At 69.3% G+C, this 21,164-nt stretch carries 18 protein-coding genes; 11 read left to right on the forward strand and 7 right to left on the reverse strand.

Annotated elements, in window-relative coordinates; genetic code table 11:
* The first annotated feature begins 112 nt into the window (after nt 1-112).
* The 5 genes from OG504_RS40000 (at nt 113) to OG504_RS40020 (ending at nt 7,148) form a co-directional block, all read left to right on the forward strand.
* Entirely contained in the window at nt 113-1,267 is a 1,155-nt protein-coding gene (locus tag OG504_RS40000; RefSeq protein WP_405994157.1) for a right-handed parallel beta-helix repeat-containing protein, read from the forward strand.
* A gap of 142 nt (nt 1,268-1,409) precedes the next feature.
* Nucleotides 1,410-2,687, forward strand: a complete 1,278-nt coding sequence (locus tag OG504_RS40005) for an MFS transporter (protein WP_405994158.1) — start codon at nt 1,410-1,412, stop codon at nt 2,685-2,687.
* Nucleotides 2,688-2,814: 127 nt separating this feature from the next.
* Entirely contained in the window at nt 2,815-5,472 is a 2,658-nt protein-coding gene (locus OG504_RS40010) for a glycosyl hydrolase (protein ID WP_405994159.1), read from the forward strand.
* A 79-nt stretch (nt 5,473-5,551) separates the two neighbouring features.
* Entirely contained in the window at nt 5,552-6,001 is a 450-nt protein-coding gene (locus OG504_RS40015; RefSeq protein WP_405994160.1) for a hypothetical protein, read from the forward strand.
* 193 nt (nt 6,002-6,194) lie between these two features.
* Nucleotides 6,195-7,148: a MerR family transcriptional regulator gene (locus OG504_RS40020; RefSeq protein ID WP_405994161.1), complete on the forward strand. Its 954-nt coding sequence runs from the start codon at nt 6,195-6,197 to the stop codon at nt 7,146-7,148.
* A 72-nt stretch (nt 7,149-7,220) separates the two neighbouring features.
* Here the strand turns inward: OG504_RS40020 and OG504_RS40025 are convergent, their stop codons facing one another.
* The 3 genes from OG504_RS40025 to OG504_RS40035 all read right to left on the reverse strand — a co-directional run bounded on the left by OG504_RS40025 (nt 7,221) and on the right by OG504_RS40035 (nt 10,427).
* Entirely contained in the window at nt 7,221-8,903 is a 1,683-nt protein-coding gene (locus tag OG504_RS40025; RefSeq protein ID WP_405994162.1) for a rhamnogalacturonan lyase B N-terminal domain-containing protein, read from the reverse strand.
* Nucleotides 8,904-9,009: 106 nt separating this feature from the next.
* Nucleotides 9,010-9,864, reverse strand: a complete 855-nt coding sequence (locus OG504_RS40030) for a hypothetical protein (protein WP_405994163.1) — start codon at nt 9,862-9,864, stop codon at nt 9,010-9,012.
* Nucleotides 9,861-10,427, reverse strand: a complete 567-nt coding sequence (locus OG504_RS40035; RefSeq protein ID WP_019060605.1) for a SigE family RNA polymerase sigma factor — start codon at nt 10,425-10,427, stop codon at nt 9,861-9,863. Before OG504_RS40035 ends, OG504_RS40030 begins: the two co-directional genes overlap by 4 nt.
* A 268-nt stretch (nt 10,428-10,695) precedes the next feature.
* Here OG504_RS40035 and OG504_RS40040 point away from each other — a divergent pair, with 268 nt between their 5' ends.
* A complete protein-coding gene (locus OG504_RS40040; protein WP_405994164.1) occupies nt 10,696-12,147 on the forward strand; it encodes an NCS2 family permease in 1,452 nt (483 codons plus the stop codon).
* A gap of 75 nt (nt 12,148-12,222) precedes the next feature.
* On the opposite strand, the gene OG504_RS40045 is transcribed toward OG504_RS40040, so the two are convergent.
* The 3 genes from OG504_RS40045 to OG504_RS40055 all read right to left on the reverse strand — a co-directional run bounded on the left by OG504_RS40045 (nt 12,223) and on the right by OG504_RS40055 (nt 15,016).
* The gene (locus tag OG504_RS40045; protein WP_405994165.1) at nt 12,223-13,680 is read right to left on the reverse strand and encodes a peptidoglycan D,D-transpeptidase FtsI family protein; all 1,458 of its coding nucleotides are present in this window, start codon (nt 13,678-13,680) and stop codon (nt 12,223-12,225) included.
* Between the two features lie 84 nt (nt 13,681-13,764).
* Nucleotides 13,765-14,238, reverse strand: a complete 474-nt coding sequence (locus tag OG504_RS40050) for a GNAT family N-acetyltransferase (RefSeq protein ID WP_405994166.1) — start codon at nt 14,236-14,238, stop codon at nt 13,765-13,767.
* A 4-nt stretch (nt 14,239-14,242) separates the two neighbouring features.
* The gene (locus tag OG504_RS40055) at nt 14,243-15,016 is read right to left on the reverse strand and encodes an IclR family transcriptional regulator (RefSeq protein ID WP_033283195.1); all 774 of its coding nucleotides are present in this window, start codon (nt 15,014-15,016) and stop codon (nt 14,243-14,245) included.
* Nucleotides 15,017-15,149: 133 nt separating this feature from the next.
* Here OG504_RS40055 and OG504_RS40060 point away from each other — a divergent pair, with 133 nt between their 5' ends.
* Together OG504_RS40060 and OG504_RS40065 are read left to right on the forward strand one after the other, a co-directional pair.
* Nucleotides 15,150-16,679 carry an aldehyde dehydrogenase (NADP(+)) gene (locus OG504_RS40060; protein ID WP_405994167.1) on the forward strand — a complete coding sequence of 510 codons (1,530 nt, stop codon included), beginning with the start codon at nt 15,150-15,152 and terminating at the stop codon, nt 16,677-16,679.
* Nucleotides 16,680-16,797: 118 nt separating this feature from the next.
* A complete protein-coding gene (locus OG504_RS40065; RefSeq protein WP_405994168.1) occupies nt 16,798-17,406 on the forward strand; it encodes a DUF1349 domain-containing protein in 609 nt (202 codons plus the stop codon).
* On the opposite strand, the gene OG504_RS40070 is transcribed toward OG504_RS40065, so the two are convergent.
* Nucleotides 17,366-18,736, reverse strand: coding sequence for an MFS transporter (locus OG504_RS40070; protein WP_405994169.1), 1,371 nt, complete (start codon nt 18,734-18,736; stop codon nt 17,366-17,368). The genes OG504_RS40065 and OG504_RS40070 overlap by 41 nt on opposite strands.
* A gap of 70 nt (nt 18,737-18,806) precedes the next feature.
* Between OG504_RS40070 and OG504_RS40075 the strand changes: the two genes are divergently transcribed.
* The 3 genes from OG504_RS40075 to OG504_RS40085 all read left to right on the forward strand — a co-directional run bounded on the left by OG504_RS40075 (nt 18,807) and on the right by OG504_RS40085 (nt 21,096).
* Nucleotides 18,807-19,802, forward strand: coding sequence for a GlxA family transcriptional regulator (locus OG504_RS40075; protein ID WP_405994170.1), 996 nt, complete (start codon nt 18,807-18,809; stop codon nt 19,800-19,802).
* Nucleotides 19,799-20,290: a GNAT family N-acetyltransferase gene (locus OG504_RS40080; RefSeq protein WP_405994171.1), complete on the forward strand. Its 492-nt coding sequence runs from the start codon at nt 19,799-19,801 to the stop codon at nt 20,288-20,290. The genes OG504_RS40075 and OG504_RS40080 overlap by 4 nt, the downstream gene beginning before the upstream one ends.
* 77 nt (nt 20,291-20,367) lie before the next feature.
* Nucleotides 20,368-21,096, forward strand: coding sequence for a DsbA family oxidoreductase (locus tag OG504_RS40085; protein WP_405994172.1), 729 nt, complete (start codon nt 20,368-20,370; stop codon nt 21,094-21,096).
* Nucleotides 21,097-21,164: the final 68 nt, after the last annotated feature.

The following is a 21,164-nucleotide window of genomic DNA, read 5'->3' on the forward strand; positions in this document are numbered from 1 at the left end:
CCGTGACCGCGGCAACCCTTTCCGGCCGCGGCGGCGACCAGTGATCAGAAACGGGCCGGGGCGGCCCCTCCGGCCCGTTTCGTCCTCGTCATCCAGGAAAGGAACCAACGCCGTGCGTACGAGCACCGGACGCCACCGCAGGACCCGCACCCTCTCGATCGCCGCCGCGGTGGTCGTCGCCGCGGGGGCGGGCGGCGTCTACCTCGGCCTCAACAGCGGTGGCGCGCAGGCCGCTTCGTCGACGGTCACCGTGTCCACCACCGCCCAGCTGGAGTCGGCGGTCGCCAACGCCACGGCGGGAACGGTCATCCAGGTCCGCGCCGGCACCTACACCCCGGCCGCGACCCTCAAGTCCACGGCGGACGGCACCAGTTCGGCCCGCATCACGCTGGAGGCGTACGGCACGGAGAAGGTGAAGATCGACGGCTCCAAACTGCCCGCGGGGCAGTGGCTGGCAGGCATCTACGGCGACTACTGGACCGTCCAGAACCTCACCTTCCAGAACTCCCCGGCACAGGGCTTCGTAGCCACGTCGTCGATCGGAGGGATCTTCAAGAACCTGGTGACGGCGAACAACGGCGACTCCGGCTTCACCCTGCGCGGCGACGGCACCACCAACAACCTCGTGCAGAACCTGGACAGTTACGGCAACTACGACGCCGCAGGCCACGGCCAGAACGCCGACGGCATCGCCATCAAGTTCGGCTCCGGCACCGGCAACAAGGTCACCGGCGCCCGCCTCTACAACAACTCGGACGACGGCCTCGACCTCTGGCAGTTCTCCTCGCCGGTCACCATCGACCACTCCTGGGCCTTCGGCAACGGCAAGAACCGCTGGAACGACTCCGCCTTCGAGGGCAACGGCAACGGCTTCAAGCTGGGCGGCGGAGGCGTCGCGGTCGCGCACGTCGTCAACGACAACGCGGCCTGGGACAACACCCTCAACGGCTTCACCGAGAACTCCAACACCGGCGCGATCATCCTCAACCGCAACACGGCGTACGCCAACACGGAGGCCGGCTTCTTCTTCGCCACGAGCAAGTCCCGCCTGGCCCGCAACCTCGCCGTCGGCAACAAGGGGGGTTCGGACACGCTGGGTTCGGGCGCGGTCTCGGCGGCGAACAACTGGGACGGCGGGGTTGCGACTCCGTCGTTCAAGTCGACGGATGCGACTGCGGCGTACGGGGTGCGGTCGTCCAGCGGGACGTTGCCGACGACGACGTTCCTTACGACGGGGTCGGCGACTATCGGCGCGACGATGAACTGACGTGCCCCACTGCGGACTTCGTTTCTCACGGGACGACGCTCAGAGCTGATGCGCGAAAGGCCCCGGTCGCCGCGAGCCGACCGGGGCCTTTCTTTGTTTTCGGGGTGGGGAGTGTCTCGGAGTATCCGGGGATCCTGTACCCGTGACCGAGCCCAGCAGCGCCCCGCTGCCTACCGGACCCCGCCCCGCGTGGCTGACCCGCAACGTCAAGGTGCTGTGCGGGGTGTCCTTCCTGCAGGACGCGGCCAGCGAACTCCTCTACCCGATCCTGCCGATCTTCCTGACCGTGGTGCTGGGCGCCCCGCCCGCCGTCGTGGGCGCGATCGAGGGACTGGCCGAGGGCGCGGCGTCGATCACCAAGGTGGCCGCCGGGCGCCTCGCGGACCGGTTCGACCGGCGGCCCCTCATCGGTGCGGGATACGGGCTGGCCGCGGTGGGCAAGCTGCTGATCGCGCTGGCGACCGTCTGGCCGTTGGTGCTTCTGGCCCGCGTCACCGACCGGCTCGGCAAGGGCATGCGCGGCGCGCCTCGCGATGCCCTGCTCGTCGAGGGCGTCCCGAAGGGGCAGCGCGGCAGGGTGTTCGGTCTGCACCGGGCCGCCGACACCGCCGGCGCGGTGGTCGGCCCGCTTGTGGGGCTGGCCCTGTACGAGGCGCTCGACCATCGGCTGCGCCCGCTGTTCTGGGTCGCCGTGCTCCCCGCCGTCGCGTCGGCCGCACTGGTCGCCGCCGTCCGCGACCCCCGCTCCCGCAAGTCGGCCGACGGCCCCCGCTCCGGCTCACCCAAGACCGCCGACGGCACAGCGGCGAAGGCCGTCCGGACACCATGGCGATCCCTGCCACTCCCGTACCGGCGTGTCCTGGTGATCCTGCTCGCCTTCAACCTGGTCAACTTCCCCGACGCGCTGCTGCTGTTGCGCGCCCATGACCTGGGCCTCTCGACAGCCGGGGTGGTGGGCGCCTACGCGGTCTACAACCTCGTCTACGCCGCCCTGTCCTACCCCGCCGGCGCGCTGTCCGACCGGTTGCCGCGCTCCCTGGTCTTCGCCACCGGCCTGCTCTTCTTCGCGATCGGCTATCTGGGCCTCGGCCTGATCCACAGCCCCTGGGCGGTGTTCGTGGTGCTGCCGCTCTACGGTGGCTTCGCGGCCTGTACCGACGGTGTCGGCAAGGCCTGGATCTCCACACTCGTCCCCGACCGCCAACAGGGCACCGCACAAGGTCTGTTCCAGGGCGCCACCGGCGCCGCCGTGCTCCTCGCGGGCGTGTGGGCCGGGCTCGCCTGGGGCACCGACGGCCACCTTCCGCTGCTGATCTCCGGCGGCATCGCCCTGGTCCTCGCCGGTGTGCTGCCGGTCATCGCCCGCACACGGACCGCGGCACTCCGACCCGACCCCGGCTCCCCGGCACAGGCTCGGTGAACCGATCGGCTTCCAGCCATGTTTGGTGACAGGTTCTGGTCAAGGGCTGTCCAAATGCCGGACGTCTCCTGCCGCCGGTGGTCGGGTCGTCCCCGACGGCTGTATTCGTTCCCGTTCGGGAGGCCTGGTGTCAGTACCGACCCGCAAGAGACGTTGGTTCACGATCTGCGCCGTCACCGCATCCGCCGCACTGGTGGCCATACCCGCCGGCGCCGCGCCCGGCTCGGGCGGCACCCCCTTCGGGGCCCGCGCCCTCGCTCAACTCGCCGCTGAACGAGGGCAGTCGGCGGATGCCGTCAGCCCCAAGGCGAAGGCCGACGACGACGGTGGTGACGACGGCAACGAGGCCGACGAGATAGCCGAGGGCGCGGACCAGTACGCCGAGGCCCGCACCTCGCCCGGCATCGTCGCACCGGGCGCGTACGGAGCCGCCTGGACGAGTCTGACCAACCTGCCGAGCACCGGCGGCAGTTGGCGCAACATCACGAACCTGCCGTACAACTCCGACGACCCGCGCTACCGCGACTACGACTCCAACTCCAGCGGCGGTTCGGGCAATGTCACCGGCCGGATGGCCGCGATGGCCGCCGACGACGACGGGTACGTCTACGCGGGCAGCGCGGGCGGCGGAGTGTGGCGCTCGCACACCGGTGGCGGCCACTGGCAGCCCATCAGCGACAAGCTGTCCTCGCAGTCCACCGGCGCGCTCGCGCTGGACGGCGCCGGGCGGCTGTGGCTGGGCACCGGCGAGGCGACGACCAACGCGGACGCGTATCTCGGCAGTGGCGTCTACGTCCTGTCGAACCCCCGGCACGGTACGTTCTCCGCCCGCAGCCGGGTCGGCGGTGACGAGCTGGAGTCCACCACCATCCACGAGCTGCGCTTCGGCGGCGGCAAGGTGTGGGCGGCGACCAGTGAGGGCGTGTGGAGCCACTCCACGAAGAAGCTGAGCGGCGCCTGGAAGCTGGAGTTCGCGCCCAACCCCGCCTATCTGCCGGGCGGTTCACTCGCGAACGACGACTCGGCCGCGTACAAGAACATCGCCAACGACATCGCGATCGACCCGAAGGACCCCTCGAAGGTGGTCCTCGCGGTCGGCTGGCGCAGCGGTGACGACTACAACGGCTTCTACAGCAAGGTGAACGGCGTCTGGACCCGGATCACCAGCGGCCTCGGCGACCTGCCCGCCGACGCCGACGACGTCGGCAACGTCACCTTCGCCCGCTCCGCCGACGGCTCGCGCTACTACGCCATCGACCAGTCCCCGGAGCAGCTGAACACCAACCCGGACAGCGGCCTGGAGGGCATCTACGTCTCCAAGTCCGGTTCCCCGACCGGCCCTTGGACGAAGATCGCCGACTACAAGCAACTCGCCGCCGACGGCTCGGCGTTGACCTCGAGCGGCTACATGCCAGGCGTTCAGGCCTGGTACAACCAGTTCCTGACCGTCGACCCGGCCAACGCGGAGCACGTCTACGCGGGCCTGGAGGAGGTCTACGAGACCAAGGACGGCGGCACCAACTGGTCCACGGTCGGCCCGTACTGGAACTTCGGCTTCCCCTGCTGGAGCATCGACCCCACCAAGCAGACCGGCGACTGCAGCCCGACCACCCACTCCGACCAGCACGGCGTAGCGATCGGCAGCTACCACGGCAAGAGCTTCGTCTACGTCGGCAACGACGGCGGCGTCTACAAGCGCCCCCTGAACGGCGCTCAGGACGCCTCCGGGCACGCCACCGACTGGGCCTCGCTCAACGACGGCACCATCGACACCCTCCAGTACTACTCGGTGGGCGTCGGCAAGGACCTGACCTACGGCGGCGTCTCCGTCACCGGCGGGCTGCAGGACAACGGCCAGTCGATCCTCCGCAGCAACGACACCGTGATGGGTTCCAACTTCGGCGGCGACGGCGGCGACACGCTCACCGACCCGGCCAACGGCTGCAACCTCGCCGAGGAGTACGTCTACCTCGCCATCCAGGTGACCCAGAACTGCGCGGTGAACGACGGGAGTTGGGTCACCGACCCCAGCAAGATCACGTCGTACAACGTCGCCCCCGCCGACAACGCCACCGGTGAGGCCCGCTTCATCGCCCCGATCACGGCCGACATGAAGAACAGCTCGACCTGGATCGCGGGCGGCCGCCACATCTGGGTGCAGACCCACGGCTACGCCATCCGCAGCGGCGACGAGTGGACCAGCGTGTACGACCTCGGTGAGGGTCGTACGGCGACCGCCGTCGCGGCCTCGGGCGGCAAGGTGTACGCGGCCTGGTGCGGGCCCTGCAACAACCAGGGCTTCGCCCGCGGCATCTCGGTCGGCAACGCGGACGGCACCGGCTGGCACGACATCACCCTCCCGGCCACCGGCACGGACGGCACCGTGCCCAACCGCTACCTCGCCGGTTTCGCCGTCGATCCCAAGAACGCCGACCACGTCTATCTCGCGGTGAACGGCTTCTCCCGGCACTGGACCGAAGGCCCCGGCGCCGGTGTCGGCCACGTCTTCGAGTCCACCGACGGCGGTACCACCTGGAAGGACATCTCGAAGAACCTCCCCGACGTGCCGACGAACTCCGCGGTCGTCACACCGAACGGCGGCCTCGCCGTCGCCACCGACCTCGGCGTCGTCTACCGCGCGCCCGGCCGTACGACCTGGGAGCGCGTCGGGAACCTCCCGGCGGTCGCCGTACTCCAGTTGAAGTTGAGCCCGGACGGCCGGACGCTGTACGCGGCCACCCACGGCCGCGGCATCTACACGATCGACGTGCGCAACTGCCGCTGACGCGGCGGCAGTCGGAGGGGTGGTCCCGGGTCGCCGGGGTCACCCCCGCGTCGTGTACGGTACCACATTCACGTGCAGAGTGAAGACGGCCCGCGCCGCACCCGCCACATCAGGCGTCCTCGCCGACGCGGTGACGTCCGCCGTACCGCCCCTTGCCCCCGCACACCGCAGCGAGGCGTGGGCCGTACCGTCCGCGTCCATCCGCCATCCGGACGCGAGGACAAAAGCAGGCGCGGAACTCCGCACGGCCGTCCACTGCTTGTCATCCGCGCGAGGCCGCAGGACGAGCGACACCACGGTCCCCGGCCGCACACAGATCCGCCGTACGACCGCGTCACCAGGGCTGACGGTGACCTCCGCCTGCCCGGCGGCACAGCTCCCCGGCGAAGCGGAGGAGCCGGTGGCCGACGCCGACGGGCTTCCCCCGGTCGGCACTCCGGATGTGTGCGCCGGCGCACTGGCCGACGGTTCCGTCGAACCGCTGCTCTCCGACGGCCCTCCCACCGGTCCACCACCCTCCGACGCGTGACACCCCGCCAGGACGACCACCACGGCGACCATCCACCCACCGGCCCCGGCCGACCACCGCATCCCAGCACCTCCCGGCCCACGCGCAGGACCACCAGCATGCCCCGACGACGCCGACGAATCCCCTCCTGAACCGCCGACTCCTTCACGAAGGCGCTTGAGTCTCCAGTAGGGGGAGACGCAAAGGTGGGTGCATGGACGGCGACACGCTCTACTCGATCGGTGAACTCGCTCGGCGGACCGGGCTCACGGTCAAGACCGTTCGGTTCTACTCCGATCGCGGGATCGTGGCGCCGACGGACCGCAGCCCGGCCGGCTACCGCCTCTACGGCATCGACGCCGTCGCACGCCTGGACCTCGTAAGGACCCTGCGCGAGCTGGGACTTGGCCTCTCCACGATCCGCCAGGTCGTGGACCGTGAGCTCTCGCTTGCCGAGGTCGCCGCGGCGCACGCCGAAGCGCTGGCCGTGCAGATCCGCGTCCTGCGACTGCGGCACGCGGTGCTGGCGGCGGTGGCCGAGCGCGGGTCCACACCTGAGGAGACGGAACTCATGCACCGGCTGGCCCAGCTCTCCGAGGACGAACGCCGACGTCTGATCGGCGAGTTCCTCGACGCCGTCTTCGGCGGTCTCGTCGACGCCGCCCCCGCATTCGCCGGGGTCATGCGCTCGATGACCCCCGAACTGCCCGACAACCCGGAGGCCGAACAGGTCCAGGCGTGGGTGGAGTTGGCCGAACTGTCCCTGGACCTGGAATTCCGTGCCTCTGTACGGCGGTTGGTCGAGGAGCAGGCGGCCGAGCAGGCCCGGAGCGGCACGGCGGTCCCGCGTCGCGACATCTTCGCAGTCGTTCGTGACCAGGCCGGCCCGGCCCTGGCCGCCGGCATCGACCCGGCCTCACCTCGCGCCGATCCGTTCGTCGCGTCGTTCATGGCGCACTATGCCCAGCTCCTCGGCCGCCCCGACGACATCGAACTCCGCCACCGGCTGGCGACCCGGCTGGAGAGGGTCAACGACCCCCGCAGGGAGCGATATCTCCAGCTGCTCGCGGTGGTCAACGGCTGGACGGCACCGGAGAGCCTGGCTCCCGCCCTGGACTGGTCCGTCCAGGCTCTGCGTGTCCGGACGCCGGGACGCACGAGTCCCTGAGTTCCAGGGAACAACGCAACGCCCCCGCCGATCGTCACCGGCAGGGGCGTTGCTCTGCTGCCCGAGGGGGGCTCAGGTCAGCAGGTCTATGCAGTCGAACGACGTGCCCGGGCTGAGGAAGCCCGACCCCGTCGAACCACTGACGACGTTGATCTTCAGGACGTTGTACTGCGTCGCGTCCGAACTCCACGCACTGGAAGGGACGTTGAAAACGAACGTGTGGTTGTTTCCGCGGTAGGAACCCGTGGTGAGATCGCGCGTCGAGGGTTGGGTGGGAGGGGCGGGGATCGCCGAGACCCAGTTGTTCACGGTGACTTGGGGGCGGGCGTTGATGTACGCCGTCGTCACCCCGATCCGCAGCGTGTGCGCCACGGCGGCCTGGGCTGCGGTCAGCTTGAAGTAGACCAGTACCCCGTTGTTGACGTCCTTCCAGATGTACGCCGGGAAGGACGCGGCCTCGCTTCCGCTGCCGATCGTGACGTTGCCGGTCCACTTGGACGCGCGGGAGTCGGAGGGGTGGGCGTACGTCATTAGGGCGGCGTTCTTGAACTCACCTGGTGTGCCGTCCCAGTTGCCGAGGCGCCACACGGTCGACGCGGTGGACGGGTCACCCGTGATGCTCAGGGTGTGCAAGGACGTCGTACCGCCCGCCGTCACCTCCACCGACCCTGTGTGGACGGCCAGTTCGCCCTTGAAGACGGTCAGTGTGTACGTCCCCGGGAGCATCCCCTTGCAGGAGAAGGCGCCGGTGCCGGACGCCGCCTTCGCCCAGTACTGCGCGTCCGAGTTGGAAAAGCCCACCGTGTACGGGTAGTTGGCGTTCATGCCCTTCAGGCCGACCCCCGCCACCTTTCCCCGGCCCGCCTTGCCGACCCAGCCCGTGATGCCCAGCGAGTCCGCCCAGGAGGTGTCGAGATTCGCCGCGAAGAGGGAGGCGGACGGGGTGCCGCCGTCCGTGAAAGCGATCACGAACGGGCCCTGCAGGCCGAAGCGTTCGGGTTCCGTCTGGGCCTCGTTGTAGTGCAGGATCTCGTACAGCCCGGCCCCGCCCTCGTTCGAGTGGCGCAGCAGGGAGCGGTAGAAGGGGCCGCCGGACGCCTTCTCGTGGTTGGAGCGGACCAGGTACAGGCCGACCGAGCCCGTCGTGAAGCCGACGTGGTCGTAGTCGATGGTCCGCTTGCCCGAGTAGTGCTTGGAGCGGGTCGTGCCGTCCGGGTGCTTCCAGACGTCGCCGGCCTCGATGATCGTGTCGGTCGTCGAATCCCACGCGTCCGAACCGGAGTTGGGGAACACCCCCGGCTTCACGCGCACGATGTAACGCGTCGCGGTGAAGGACGCGTCCGCCTTGTTCGTCCACAGGTAGACGTTGTTCTCGCCGCTGCGGGCCGCGTACCACTGGGTGATCGCGCCGTGCACGACCTTCACCAGGATCGTCGAGCCCGACTGTTTGATCGTGACCGTTGAAGCGCCGAGCCCGGACTCGACATGCGAGTGCATGCCGCCGTAGCCCTCGTACTCCTTGCCCTTGTAGGCGAGGGACGTGATGTCACCCGTCGACTTGGAGACCTTGAGGACGAGTGAACTGCCCGTGGTGATCACGTAGTTGGAGCCGTCGTCGGTGTAGCCGAAGGCGGCGGCGCTGGCGGACGAGAGGAGGCCGGTACCGCCCGCGACGGCCGCGCCGGTGGCGGCGACACCGATCGCGGAGGCCCCGAGCACCCGCCGACGGGTGAGGTGTTTCTTGTGCGTGCTCAAGCGACTTGCTCCGTGTGACTCCGTGCGAGAGGAACCTTGCGCCTCTTCGTCGTCACCGGTGGAGAAAGGGTTGCCGCACGTCCGAAGTTTCTTCTACGACCGGGGGCTACGACTTCTGCGTCGCGAAGTCGCCCTTCACCGCCAGCTGTTGGCCGGCCGCCGTGCCCGCCGCCGAGTAGCTGTCGTCCTTGGCGTCCCGGCCGCCGCGCGCATGGTTGTACTGCCCGGCGAAGACCCAGTCCCCGACCGCGACCGTACGGCCCTCCTTGAGCACCCACGTGTAGACCAGGAAGCCGTCCTGCTCCGTCACCGTCTGCGTGAAGTCCTGCTCGGGCAGCGAGCGCCAGGCGCCCGCGGAGGTGACCCCGGCGGTCAGCCTGACCTTCAACTGGACGGTGAGCGCGGTGAGTTGCTTGGTCGTCTTCAGGGTGACGTCGCTCTGCGCCCAGAAGTCGTTGCTGCCCGGGTCGATCGAACCGTCCGACCAGAGCGGGCCGTCCTGGGTGCCGGACGCGGCCGGCAGTACGGGGGGTGCGGAGGGCGAGGCGGTTGCGGACTCGGTCGGGGAGGTGCTCGCCCTGGGGGTGCTGTGCGAGGTATCGCCGGAACTCGGGCTCGGGGCAACCGGTTTGACCGGGTTACGGCTCGTCGCGTCCGGCGACGGGGTGGGCGTCGGGGTCGGTGAGACGGACACCGTCTGCTCGGCGGGGGAGTTGCTCTTCACCGCGGACGCCACCGCGTAACCGCCGATGGCGAGGACGCTCGCCACAGCCGCCGTGGCGCTGACGACTCGCACCCAGCCGAACACGGGCGGCCTGGTGGCCCGGTGGTCGGGGCGGGACTGTGCGGCCATACCGCGTTCGAGCCGGGCGAGGATGCGGGAGCGGTCGGGTTCGTGTCCCTCGGCCGCCTCGTGCAGCCGGGCGATCAACTCGTCGTCGTGCACGTCCTGGTGCCTCATCGGGTCCTCCCTCCGCTCTCGCCGCCGCGTGCCAGCGCCGCGTGCATCCGCAGCGGAGGGCTCTGCGGGCCGAGCAGACGCTGCAACTCGGCCATGCCCTTCGACGTCTGGCTCTTAACCGTACCGACGGAAACACCGAGGGCGAGCGCGGTGTCCTTCTCCGACAGGTCGAACGCGTGCCGCAGCACGACACAGGCCCGCTTGCGGAACGGCAGCCTGCGCAGGGCCTCTTGGACGTCGACCACGCCGGCCACGTCCGGGTTCTCGGTTTTCTCCTCGCGCTGCGACCAGAACAGGGCGACCCGCCGCCGCTCACGCACCGCGCTGCGGATCCGGGTGCGGGCCAGATTGGCGACGACCCCGCGGGCGTAGGCCGCGGGATGGTCGGCGGCGCGCACCCGGTCCCAGCGGTGCCAGAGCGCGAGCAGCGCGTCGGCCGCGAGATCGTCGGCGGCGTCCGCCTCACCCGTCAACAGGTGGGCGAGGCGGGACAGTTCGGCGTAGTGGCGCTCGAAGAAGGCGTGGAACTCCTCGGAGGCGGCGTCGTCGACGACTGTGCCCACGGCGGACCTCTCCTCGCTGCGGTTTTGTGTGTGTCATGTAGATGACACGTGTTTGTTCGGGGGTGACCCCCGCGAGATCCGGAAGCGTAGCAGTGATCAACTGGCCGGTCTGGTACGGACCTTCGAACAACGTCTGACAGGCCGACCACGGGCTGGCGGGCCGACCTCGATTCCGTAACACGGGGAAAACCTGAAACAGGTTCAACGCGGGAACAATCCAGCCAGCATCCGCGCACCGATGATCATTGAAGCCACGAGGAGTACCCGCATGTCCGAGTCACAGAAGGTGGCCGACCGGCCAAGTGCCGAACCACCGGCGACGAACGGTGTCGACCGGTTCTTCAAGATCTCCGAACGGGGATCCACCTTCGGCCGTGAGATACGCGGTGGCTTCGCCACGTTCTTCACGATGGCCTACATCCTCGTCCTGAACCCGATCATCCTCGGCAGCGCCAAGGACAAGTTCGGGCACACCCTCGACACCGGCCAACTGGTCACCGCCACCGCCCTGGTGGCCTGCGTGATGACGGTCATCATGGGCGTCGGCGGCAACCTGCCGCTCGCCATCGCCGCGGGCCTCGGCCTCAACGCCGTCGTCGCCTTCCAGTTGGCGCCGCTGATGAGCTGGCCCGACGCGATGGGTCTCGTCGTCATCGAGGGCGTCCTGATCTGCGTGCTGGTCCTCACCGGACTGCGCGAGGCGATCATGAACGCGATCCCGCAACAGCTCAAGCAGGCCATCGGCGTCGGCATCGGCCTGTTCATCGCGTTCATCGGCTTCGTCGACGCCGGCTTCGTCAGTCGTATACCGGACGCCGCCGACACCACGGTGCCCGTGCAGCTCGGCGCCGTCGGTCATCTCACCGGCTGGCCCGTTCTGGTCTTCTGTCTTGGTGTCCTGCTCACCATCGCGCTGTTCGCCCGCAAGGTGAAGGGCGCGATCCTGATCAGCATCGTCACGATGACCGTCCTCGCGATCATCATCAACTCCGTTGCCGACATCAAGAGTTGGGGCTTGATGACCCCCAAGGTGCCGGACAAGATCGTGGCCGCGCCCGACTTCGGACTCATCGGACACTTCAGCCTGTTCGGCGCGTTCGGTGAGACCAGCGCGATCACTGTCGTCCTGCTGATCTTCACGCTGATCCTGTCGGACTTCTTCGACGCGATGGGCACGATCGTCGGTATCAGCGCGGAGGCCGGTCTCCTGGACGACGAGGGTCAGGTGCCGAACATCGGGCGCGTCCTGTTCATCGACGGGGCGGCTGCCGTGGCCGGCGGGCTCGGGTCCGCGTCCTCCAACACCGCGTACATCGAGTCGGCTTCGGGTGTCGGTGAGGGGTCGCGTACCGGGTTCTCGAACCTCATCACCGGTGGGCTGTTCGGGCTCGCGTTGTTCCTCACTCCGTTGCTCACGATCGTGCCGTTGCAGGCCGCCGCGCCCGCGCTGATCGCCGTTGGGTTCCTGATGATGACCCACGTCAAGCACATCGACTGGGACAAGTACGAGATCGCGATACCGGCGTTCCTGACCATCGCCGCGATGCCGTTCACGTACTCGATCACCGATGGCATTGGTGCCGGGTTCATCTCTTACGTCGTGATCAAGGCGGTGCTCGGTAAGGCGAAGGAGGTCAACTGGTTGCTGTGGGGGGTGTCCGCGCTGTTCCTGGTGTACTTCGCTATTGACCCCGTTGAGCAGATTCTCGGTGTGAAGTAGGAGTAAGGGTCGCTGCGCGGTTGGCTGATGGTTTGTCGTGGCTGGTCGCGCAGTTCCCCGCGCCCCTCGGCGGCATCACAGCAACGCCGCTTTCATCATTGCCTTGGCCACCGGGGCCGCCAAACCGTTGCCGCTGATCTCCGACCTTGCCGCGTCCGACTGCTCGACCACGACAGCCACGGCGACCTCTTTCCCGGTGTCGTCGGACTTGCCGTAGGACGTGAACCAGGCGTACGGCGACTGGTCGTTGTTCTCGCCGTGCTGGGCCGTACCCGTCTTGCCGCCCACGGTGACGCCCGGGATCTCGGCGTTCGTGCCGGTGCCGTCCGTGATCACCGTCTGCATCGCCGACTGGAGTTGCTGGGCCGTGCGTGAGCTGACGATCTGCTTCGTCGACGTGCTGTCGTCGTAGTTGTGGACCACATCGCCGCCGCTGTCGGTGGTCTCGGAGACCATGTGCGGGGAGACCAGCTTGCCGTCGTTGGCTATGGCTGCGGACACCATGGCCATCTGGAGCGGGGTGGCGGTCACGTCGTACTGGCCGATGCCGGTCAGGGCCGTGGACGACTTGTTCATGTCGGAGGGGTACACGCTCGGGTAGGCCCGCACCGGGATGTCCAGCTTGTCGTCGTTGAAGCCGAACTTCTCGGCCATCGCCTTGACCTTGTCCTGGCCCAGGTCGACGGCCATCTTCGCGAACACGGTGTTGCACGAGTACTGGAGCGCGACGCGGATCGAGGCGTTCGTGCAGGGCGCGGACGAGCTCTCGTTCTTCAGCGGGGTGACCGTGCCCGGCAGGGTGTACGGCGAGGGGCTCGTCGTCTTCTCGTCCACCGAGGAGTACAGCCCGTCCTCAAGGGCGGCGGCCGCCACGACCAGCTTGAACGTCGAACCCGGCGGCAGCGGCTGACGCAGCGCCCGGTTGGTCAGCGGCTTGTCGGAGTCCGCGGTGAGCTGCTTCCAGGCCGACGCGGCCGTGTTGGCGTCGGTCAGCGCCGAGGGGTTGTAGGACGGGGTCGAGACGACGGCGAGGATCTTGCCGGTCGTCGGATCCATCGCGACGGCCGCGCCTTTCTTGTCGCCGAGCGCGTCGTACGCCGCCTTCTGCACATCCGGGTCGATCGTCGTGACCACGTTGCCCGGGGCGGCCCGCTCGCCGGTGACCGTGTCCATGGCGGTCTTCAGGCTGCTGTCCGTGCCGTCGAGGAGATCGGCGTAGATCCCCTCCAACTGCGTCGGCGCGTAGCTCTGCGAGGCGTAGCCCGTCACCGCCGCGTAGAGCTTGCCGTCCGTGTACGTGCGTTTGTACGCGAGGTCGCTGTCGCTGCCCGTCCGCGCCGAGCCGGTGATCGCGTTCCCGGCCACGATGATGTTCCCGAGCGGGGCCGCGTACGTCTCGATCGCGTTCCGCCGGTTGTCCTTGTCGTCCGCGAGTGCCTGGCCGTCGTAGAACTGCACCCAGGTCGCCCGCACCAGGAGGGCGAGAACGAGGAGCAGTACGAAGACGGAGGTGCGCCTGATCGTCTTGTTCATCCCGCTCTGAAGACGATCGGCCGGGAACGAATCGTTCCCTAACACCGCTTTTTCTCATCGAGCACTCATGAAATCAACGGTCCGCTACGACCCCAGCGTCAGCAGCAGCTCGTCGATCTCCTCGCCCCGCGCGTTCGCGAACCCCCGGTCGTGCCCGGTGACGCGGAACCCGCACTTCTCCAGCACGCGCCGCGAGCCCGCGTTGTCGGCCGCCACGCGCGCGTACAGCGGGCGTTCGGGCTCCTCGGCGAGCAGGTCGCGCAGCGCGGCCGTCGCGATGCCCTTGCCCCAGTAGGTGCGGTCGATCCAGTACGTCACCTCGCGCTCGCCCGGCTCGCCGTAGACCGCGGCGCTGCCCACGACGTCGCCGTCGGCGAGGACCGTGCGGTTCCGAACGCCGGGCAGGGCGCGGATGCGCTTCCAGTGGGCGTCGAAGGCGTCCCTGTCGGTCGGGTCCTTCGCGGTGAAGGCGGCCATCCGGACGGACTCGGGGTCGTTCGTCTGCCGGAAGAAGACCGGCAGATCACTGTCGTGGACCGGGCGGAGCGAGACCTGCATGAGTTCAGAGCCTCCGGGTGGCGAGGGTGAGCCGGTCACGGGCGTCGAACAGGGCGTCCTTGACCATCTGTTCGTGGGCGGGAGTCAGCCGCGCCACCGGCACCGAGCAGCTGATCGCGTCCCGCGCGGGGGTGCGGTACGGGATCGCGACGCCGAAGCAGCGCAGGCCCAGCGTGTTCTCCTCGCGGTCCACGGCGAAGCCCTGCTCCCGCACCTGGTGGAGTTCCTCGATGAGCTTCTCGCGGTCGGTGATCGTGTGCTCGGTGAGCGCGGGCAGCGTCTCCGGGAGCATCTTGCGGACCTGCTCGTCGGAGTACGTGCTCAGCAGCGCCTTGCCCAGCGAGGTCGAGTGCGCGGGGAGGCGGCGGCCGACGCGCGTGAAGGGCCGTAGATAGTGCTGCGACTGGCGGGTGGCCAGGTAGACCACGTTCGTGCCGTCGAGGCGTGCGAGGTGGATGGTCTCCGTGGTGTCGTCCGAGAGCCGGTCCAGCGTCGGGCGGGCCGCCGCCACGACCTCGTCGCCGTCGATGTACGACGTGCCGACGAGCAGTGCCCGTACGCCGATGCCGTACCGCGTGCCCGTCGCGTCCGTCTCCACCCAGCCCAGCTCCACCAACGTGCGCAGGAGCATGTACAGACTGGACTTCGGATATCCGACGGCCTCCTGGACCGACGCGAGGGAGTGCATACCGGGCCGGCCGGCGAAGTATTCGAGCAGCTCCACCGTCCGCACCGCGGACTTGACCTGTGCCCCGCCGCCTGTCTCGCCTGCCGACATCGCCCTTGACCCCTTCGTTCGACGGGAAATAGTCTCCGAGAGCATATTCATCATCAGAGACAGCGTTCAGCATATCGAACGACCCTGGTGAATGACCCAGAACTGCGGCATTACATGTGTGGAGGGACCCGCGGTGGCAGCAGCACCAGTCTGGAGTGTCGACCCCCGAACCGGGAAGCAGCGTGAACAGGTTGCGGTGGAGGCCACAGCCCAGGAGGTGGACACCGCCGTCCGCGCCGCGCACGCCGCACGGGGTTCGCTCGCCGACCGTACGGTCCGCGCCGCCTTCCTGCGCGGTGCCGCCGACCAGCTCGAAGCGGCCAAGAACCAGCTGGTCGAGGTCGCCGACGCGGAGACCGCGCTCGGCCCGGTCCGGCTGAACGGCGAACTCGCCCGCACCTGCTACCAGTTGAGGGCCTTCGCGGACATCGTCGACGAGGGCGCCTTCCTCGACGTGGTCATCAACCACCCCGACGACACCGCGACCCCGCCGATCCCGGACCTGCGCCGCTACAAGGTGCCGCTGGGTGTCGTCGCCGTCTACTCGGCCTCCAACTTCCCCTTCGCCTTCTCGGTCCCCGGCGGCGACACCGCGAGCGCGCTGGCGGCCGGCTGTCCGGTCGTCGTCAAGGCGCACCCCGACCACCCCGGCCTGTCCGAGCTGGTCGCGAGCGTGCTGCGCCGGGCCGCCGCCGAGCAGGGCATCCCGGCCGGCGTTCTCGGCCTGGTCCACGGCTTCGAGGCGGGCGTCGAACTGGTCAAGCACCCGCTGGTCTCGGCGGCCGGGTTCACCGGTTCCGTACGAGGTGGTCGTGCCCTGTTCGACGCGGCGGCGGCCCGTCCGGTCCCGATCCCGTTCCATGGCGAACTGGGCTCCCTGAACCCGGTGGTTGTCACCGAGGCGGCCGCGGCCGAGCGGGCCGAGGCGATCGGTACGGGGCTCGCGGGTTCGATGACCCTGGGTGTCGGCCAGTTCTGTGTGAAGCCGGGGCTTGTGCTGGTGCCGTCCGGCTCGGCGGGGGACGGGCTGGTCAAGTCCCTCACCGATGCGGTCAGTGACACGGACTCCGGGGTGCTGCTGGATCACCGGATGCGTGACAACTTCCTCGCGGGCGTCACCGAGCGGGCCGGGTTGCCCGAGGTGGAGTCGCCGGTGACGCCGGGGGCGGGGAGTGAGCACACGGTTAGCCCTGGGTTCCTGACGGTGCCGGCGGAGAAGCTGGCGGCCGAGGGGGCGTACGACCTGCTCCTCGAGGAGTGCTTCGGGCCGGTCACTGTCGTGGCGCGCTACGACGATGACGCGCAGGCGAATGCCGTGCTGTCGCGGCTGCCGGGGAATCTTACGGCGACGGTTCATCTGTCGGCGGGGGAGGCGGCCGGGGAAGGGCGTGGGGCGGAGATCCTCGCCGAACTCACGCCGTTGGCCGGGCGGGTGTTGGTCAACGCGTGGCCTACGGGGGTTGCGGTGGCGCCCGCGCAGCATCACGGGGGGCCTTACCCGGCTACGACGTCTACCTCAACCTCTGTTGGTGGTACGGCTATTGAGCGGTGGCTGCGGCCTGTGGCTTACCAGAACACGCCTGAAGCGTTGCTGCCGTTGGAGTTGCGGGACGGTAATCCGTCGGGGCTGCCTCGGCGTTATGACGGGCATCTGGAGCGGTAGCGCCGTTGGGTGCGGAGTGCCGGTTCGTTGTGGCTGGTCGCGCCCACGCGGCGGAGCCGTAAATCGACACAGCCCCGCGCCCCTAACAACGCTTCCCCTGGCCTGAGATGATGAGTTGATGGACGTAGAGCTTTCCGAACTGCCTTTTCTCCTCCGTACTTACGGGCCCGACGGGCATTGGTCCTACGAGGACGGTGTGCTCACGGGGTGGGCGGGTCCCCGTCAGGATCGGTTTGTGCCGCCTACCGGGGAAGGGCTGGAACCCGCCTCCGATGCGCCTCGGTTGCTCGGGGCGCCGCACGGGGACTTTCAGCTCATCGCCCGCGTCACCGTCGGGTTCGCGGGGTCCTTCGACGCCGGGGTGCTCTACGTCCATGTCGGGGAACGGGCCTGGGCCAAGCTCTGTCTGGAGTACTCGCCTGACGTGCCCACCGTTTGTACGGTGGTGACCCGGGGGCACTCGGACGACGCCAACTCCTTTACCGTGGAAGGGAGTTCGGTATGGCTGCGGGTTAGCCGGACCGGGCGGGCCTTTGCCTTCCACGCTTCCCGCGACGGCAAGCGTTGGATATTCATCCGGCTTTTCACCCTTGGTGACGAGAAGGAGACGGACGCTGCGCTCGTCGGGTTCATGACGCAGTCGCCGATAGGGGAGGGGTGTGTCGTGACGTACGACCACCTCGAGTTCAGGCCTGGTTGGCCGAACGATCTGAGAGACGGAAGCTGAGGAAGGCTGTTGCCGCGAAGAGGGTCGCGCTGATCGCGAGGCTCTCTCGCAGGCCCGTCGTGAAGTCGGCGGAGATCAGTGCTCCGAAGACCGCGATGCCCAGGCCGCCCGCCACCTGACGTGCGGAGTTGAGTACGCCTGCCGCCAACCCCGCACGTTCCGCTGTCACCGCGTCCATCATCACCGCGGTCAGCGGCGGGACCGTCAGGGCGCAGCCGAGGGCCATCGGTACGAGGAGTACGGCCACCAGGAGCGGGGGTGTGCTCGCGTCGACGTACAGCAGGACCAGTGCGCCCAGCGCGGCCAGCAACTGGCCTGCCAGCATGGGGAGTCGGGCACCGTAGCGGCCCGCCAGTTTGCCCGCCACGATGTTCGTCACCGGGATCAGACCGGTCATCGGCAGGAACATCAGCCCGGCGTACAACGCCGAACGGCCCTGCACCTGTTGGAAGAAGAGCGCGAAGACGAAGGTCAGGCCGAAGAAGGCGACACTGCACGCCGCACCCGCCGTGACGGCCACCGACACCGTACGGCTGCGGAACAGGCCGAGCGGCACCACCGGGTGCGACTGGCGCCGTTCGATGCGGATGAAGGCCGCGCCCGCGAGGATCGCGACGAGTGCGGCCGCAAGTCCTGTGCCCCCGCGCTCGATCACCGCGAACGTCGCCGCCGTGAGGGCGAGCACCGCCGTCAGCTGGCCGGGGAGGTCCAGGGGTGCGGGGCGGCGTTCCGAGCGGGGGGCCCGGAGCAGGAGTGCGAGAGCCGTCGCGCCCAGGGGCAGGTTGATGAAGAAGATGCCCCGCCAGTCCCAGACCGTCGTGAGTGCGCCTCCGGCCACCGGACCCAGGGCCACCGCGACCGAGCCGCCCGCGGCCCAAGTCGCCACCGCCCGGGCCCTCTTGGCGGGTTCGGCGTAGGACTGTCGTACGAGGGACAGGGAGGCCGGGAGGACCACGGCCGCCGCCACGCCCTGGAGCACGCGGGCGCCGATCAGTGCGGGCAGGTTCGGGGCCAGGCCGCAGGCCGCCGAGGCGAGGGTGAAGACCGTGATGCCGATCGCGTACGCGCGGCTCGCCCCGGCCCGGTCCGCGAAGGCGCCGGTGGACAGCATCAGCGCGGCGAAGGACAGCGTGTACGCGTCGACCACCCACTGCAGTCCCGACATCCCGCCACCGAGCGAGGTCCCGATCGACGGCAGCGCCACGTTCACCACGGACGCGTCGAGGGTGATGAGCGCGAAGCCGAGGAGGGCGGCGGTGAGGGTGAGCGTGGGGGAGGGCGGGGTCAAGTTGCCGGTGCGGGGCGCCAGTTGGGTGGTGGGTGTTGTCATGTCCTCATGGTGTGGGGGCGCGACGCCGTACAGTAGTGGCCCGAATGCCATACGTCCGGAGGTTCTGGCCATGCCGAGAAAGCGGTCACCGCATCGCGTCGCGATCATCGCGCCGTCGCCCGTCTCGATGTTCAACCTCGCCGTCCCGGAGCTGCTCTTCGCGAAGGTCGAGATCGACGGCGCTCCGGGCTACGAGGTGACCATCTGCAGCTCCGACGCCGGTCCGGTCGTCACGACCGGTGGGCTGGACCTCCATGTGGGCCACGGCCTCGACGTCCTGCACACCGCCGACACCGTGGTGCTCGCGGGCACCGGCGAACGGTACGACCCCGACCGGGCCACCGTCGCCGCCGTCCGCGAGGCCGCCGCCGCGGGCAAGCGCATCGCCTCCATCTGCAGCGGCGCGTTCGTGCTCGCCGAGGCCGGGCTGCTCGACGGCCGCAGCGCCACCACGTACTGGGGGCTGGCGGACGAACTGCGCGACCGCTACCCGGCCCTCGACTTCAAGGGCGACGTCCTCTACGTCCAGGACGGCCAGATCCTGACCGCGTCCGGATACGCCGCCGGCATCGACCTCTGCCTGCACATCATCCGCACCGACTACGGCGCCGCAGTCGCCAACGAGGTCGCCCGGCTCGCCCTCGTCGCACCCGTACGGCCGGGCGGGCAGACCCAGTTCACGCAGACCCCGCTGCCGCCCGAGCGCGGTGTCGCCTGCGCGGACACCCGCGGCTGGGCCATGCGCAACCTCGACAAGCCGCTCACCCTCACCGACCTGGCCCGGCACGCGGGCGTCAGCGTCCGCACCCTCACCCGCCGCTTCCACGCGGAGAGCGGGGTGAGCCCCCTGCAGTGGCTGCTCCACCAGCGCGTCGAGCGCGCCAAGGAACTCCTGGAGACCACCACCCTCCCCATGGACCAGGTCGCCCGCGCCTGCGGCCTGGGCACGGCGGACTCCCTGCGCGGCCACCTCGTCCGCCGCACCGGGCTGACGCCGAGCGCGTACCGGGTGCAGTTCAGCCGTCTGGGAACCGGGGCCGCCGAGGTCACGTCATCGGTTGCATGATCAGTGACCGAATCAGTGGAACCCCGGTGATCCGTACGGCCCTCCCGGCAGAGGCGGAGAGCGTCGCCGCGCTGCACGCGCGGGCCCGGGCGACGTACTACCCCGACGGCGTCCCGGAGGACGGGCGGGACTGGCTCGCCGCCTGGCGGGGTGTCATCGAGCGGCCCGACGCCCATGTGCTGTGCGTGGTCGAGAGCGGCCGTATCGTCGCCGTCGCCTCCTTCCGTGTCCCGGAGGACGGGGCGGCGGACACGGTCAAGCTGTTCCAGTTCCATGTCGAGCCCGACCAGTGGCGCTCCGGGCTCGGTACGGCCCTGCACGCGGCCTGCGTCGAGCAGTGGCGGGCCGACGGGCGGCGGAGCGCCGTACTCGATGTGCATGTCGACAACGAGCGGGCGCAGGGCTTCTACGTCCGGCAGGGCTGGGTCGCCGAGCCGTCCGACGGCAGTCACCACCTGGAGATGCGCCTGCCCGTGACGGGGGAATGAAGCGAGCTGTTTGAACGTTCACGGGGGAAACAGAGAGCCTCTGTCTCTCACCCGTACGTCCTGGAAAGAGCCGAAGAATGCGCGTCGAGATCTGGTCCGACATCGCCTGTCCCTGGTGCTACGTGGGCAAGGCCCGCTTCGAGAAGGCGCTCGACGCGTTCCCGCACCGTGACGGCGTCGAGGTCGTGCACCGGTCCTTCGAACTGGACCCGGGGCGCGCCAAGGGCGACACCCAGCCCGTGCTCAAGATGCTCACCAAGAAGTACGGCATGAGCGAGGCGCAGGCGCAGGCCGGTGAGGACAACCTCGGTGCGCAGGCCGCCGCCGAGGGGCTCGACTACCGCACCCGCGACCGCGACCACGGCAACACCTTCGACATGCACCGCCTCCTCCACTTCGCCAAGGAGCACGGCCGCCAGGACGAGCTGATCCAGGCCCTCTACAAGGCGAACTTCGCCGAGGAGCGGTCCGTGTTCGACAGCGATGAGCGGCTCGTCGAGCTGGCCGCCGGTGCCGGGCTCGACGCCGATGGCGCCCGCAAGGTGCTGGCCGACCCGACCGCGTACGCCGACGACGTCCGCGCCGACGAGCGCGAGGCCGCCGAGCTGGGCGCGAACGGCGTCCCCTTCTTCGTCCTCGACCGCAAGTACGGCGTCTCCGGCGCGCAGCCCGCCGAGGTCTTCGCCCAGGCGCTGACGCAGGCGTGGGGCGAGCACTCCCCGCTCAAGCTGATCGACAGCGGTGCCGGCAGTGGTGGCGACGCCGAGGCGTGCGGGCCCGACGGGTGCGCGGTGCCGCAGGCCTGAAAGCCGCAGGTCAGGGCTGAGTACTGGTGGATCTATAAGCGTTCCTTAGCGGATCCACGTAAAAATTC

Origin of the sequence: Streptomyces sp. NBC_00986, from assembly GCF_045162565.1 — a bacterium.
Classification (GTDB): domain Bacteria; phylum Actinomycetota; class Actinomycetes; order Streptomycetales; family Streptomycetaceae; genus Streptomyces.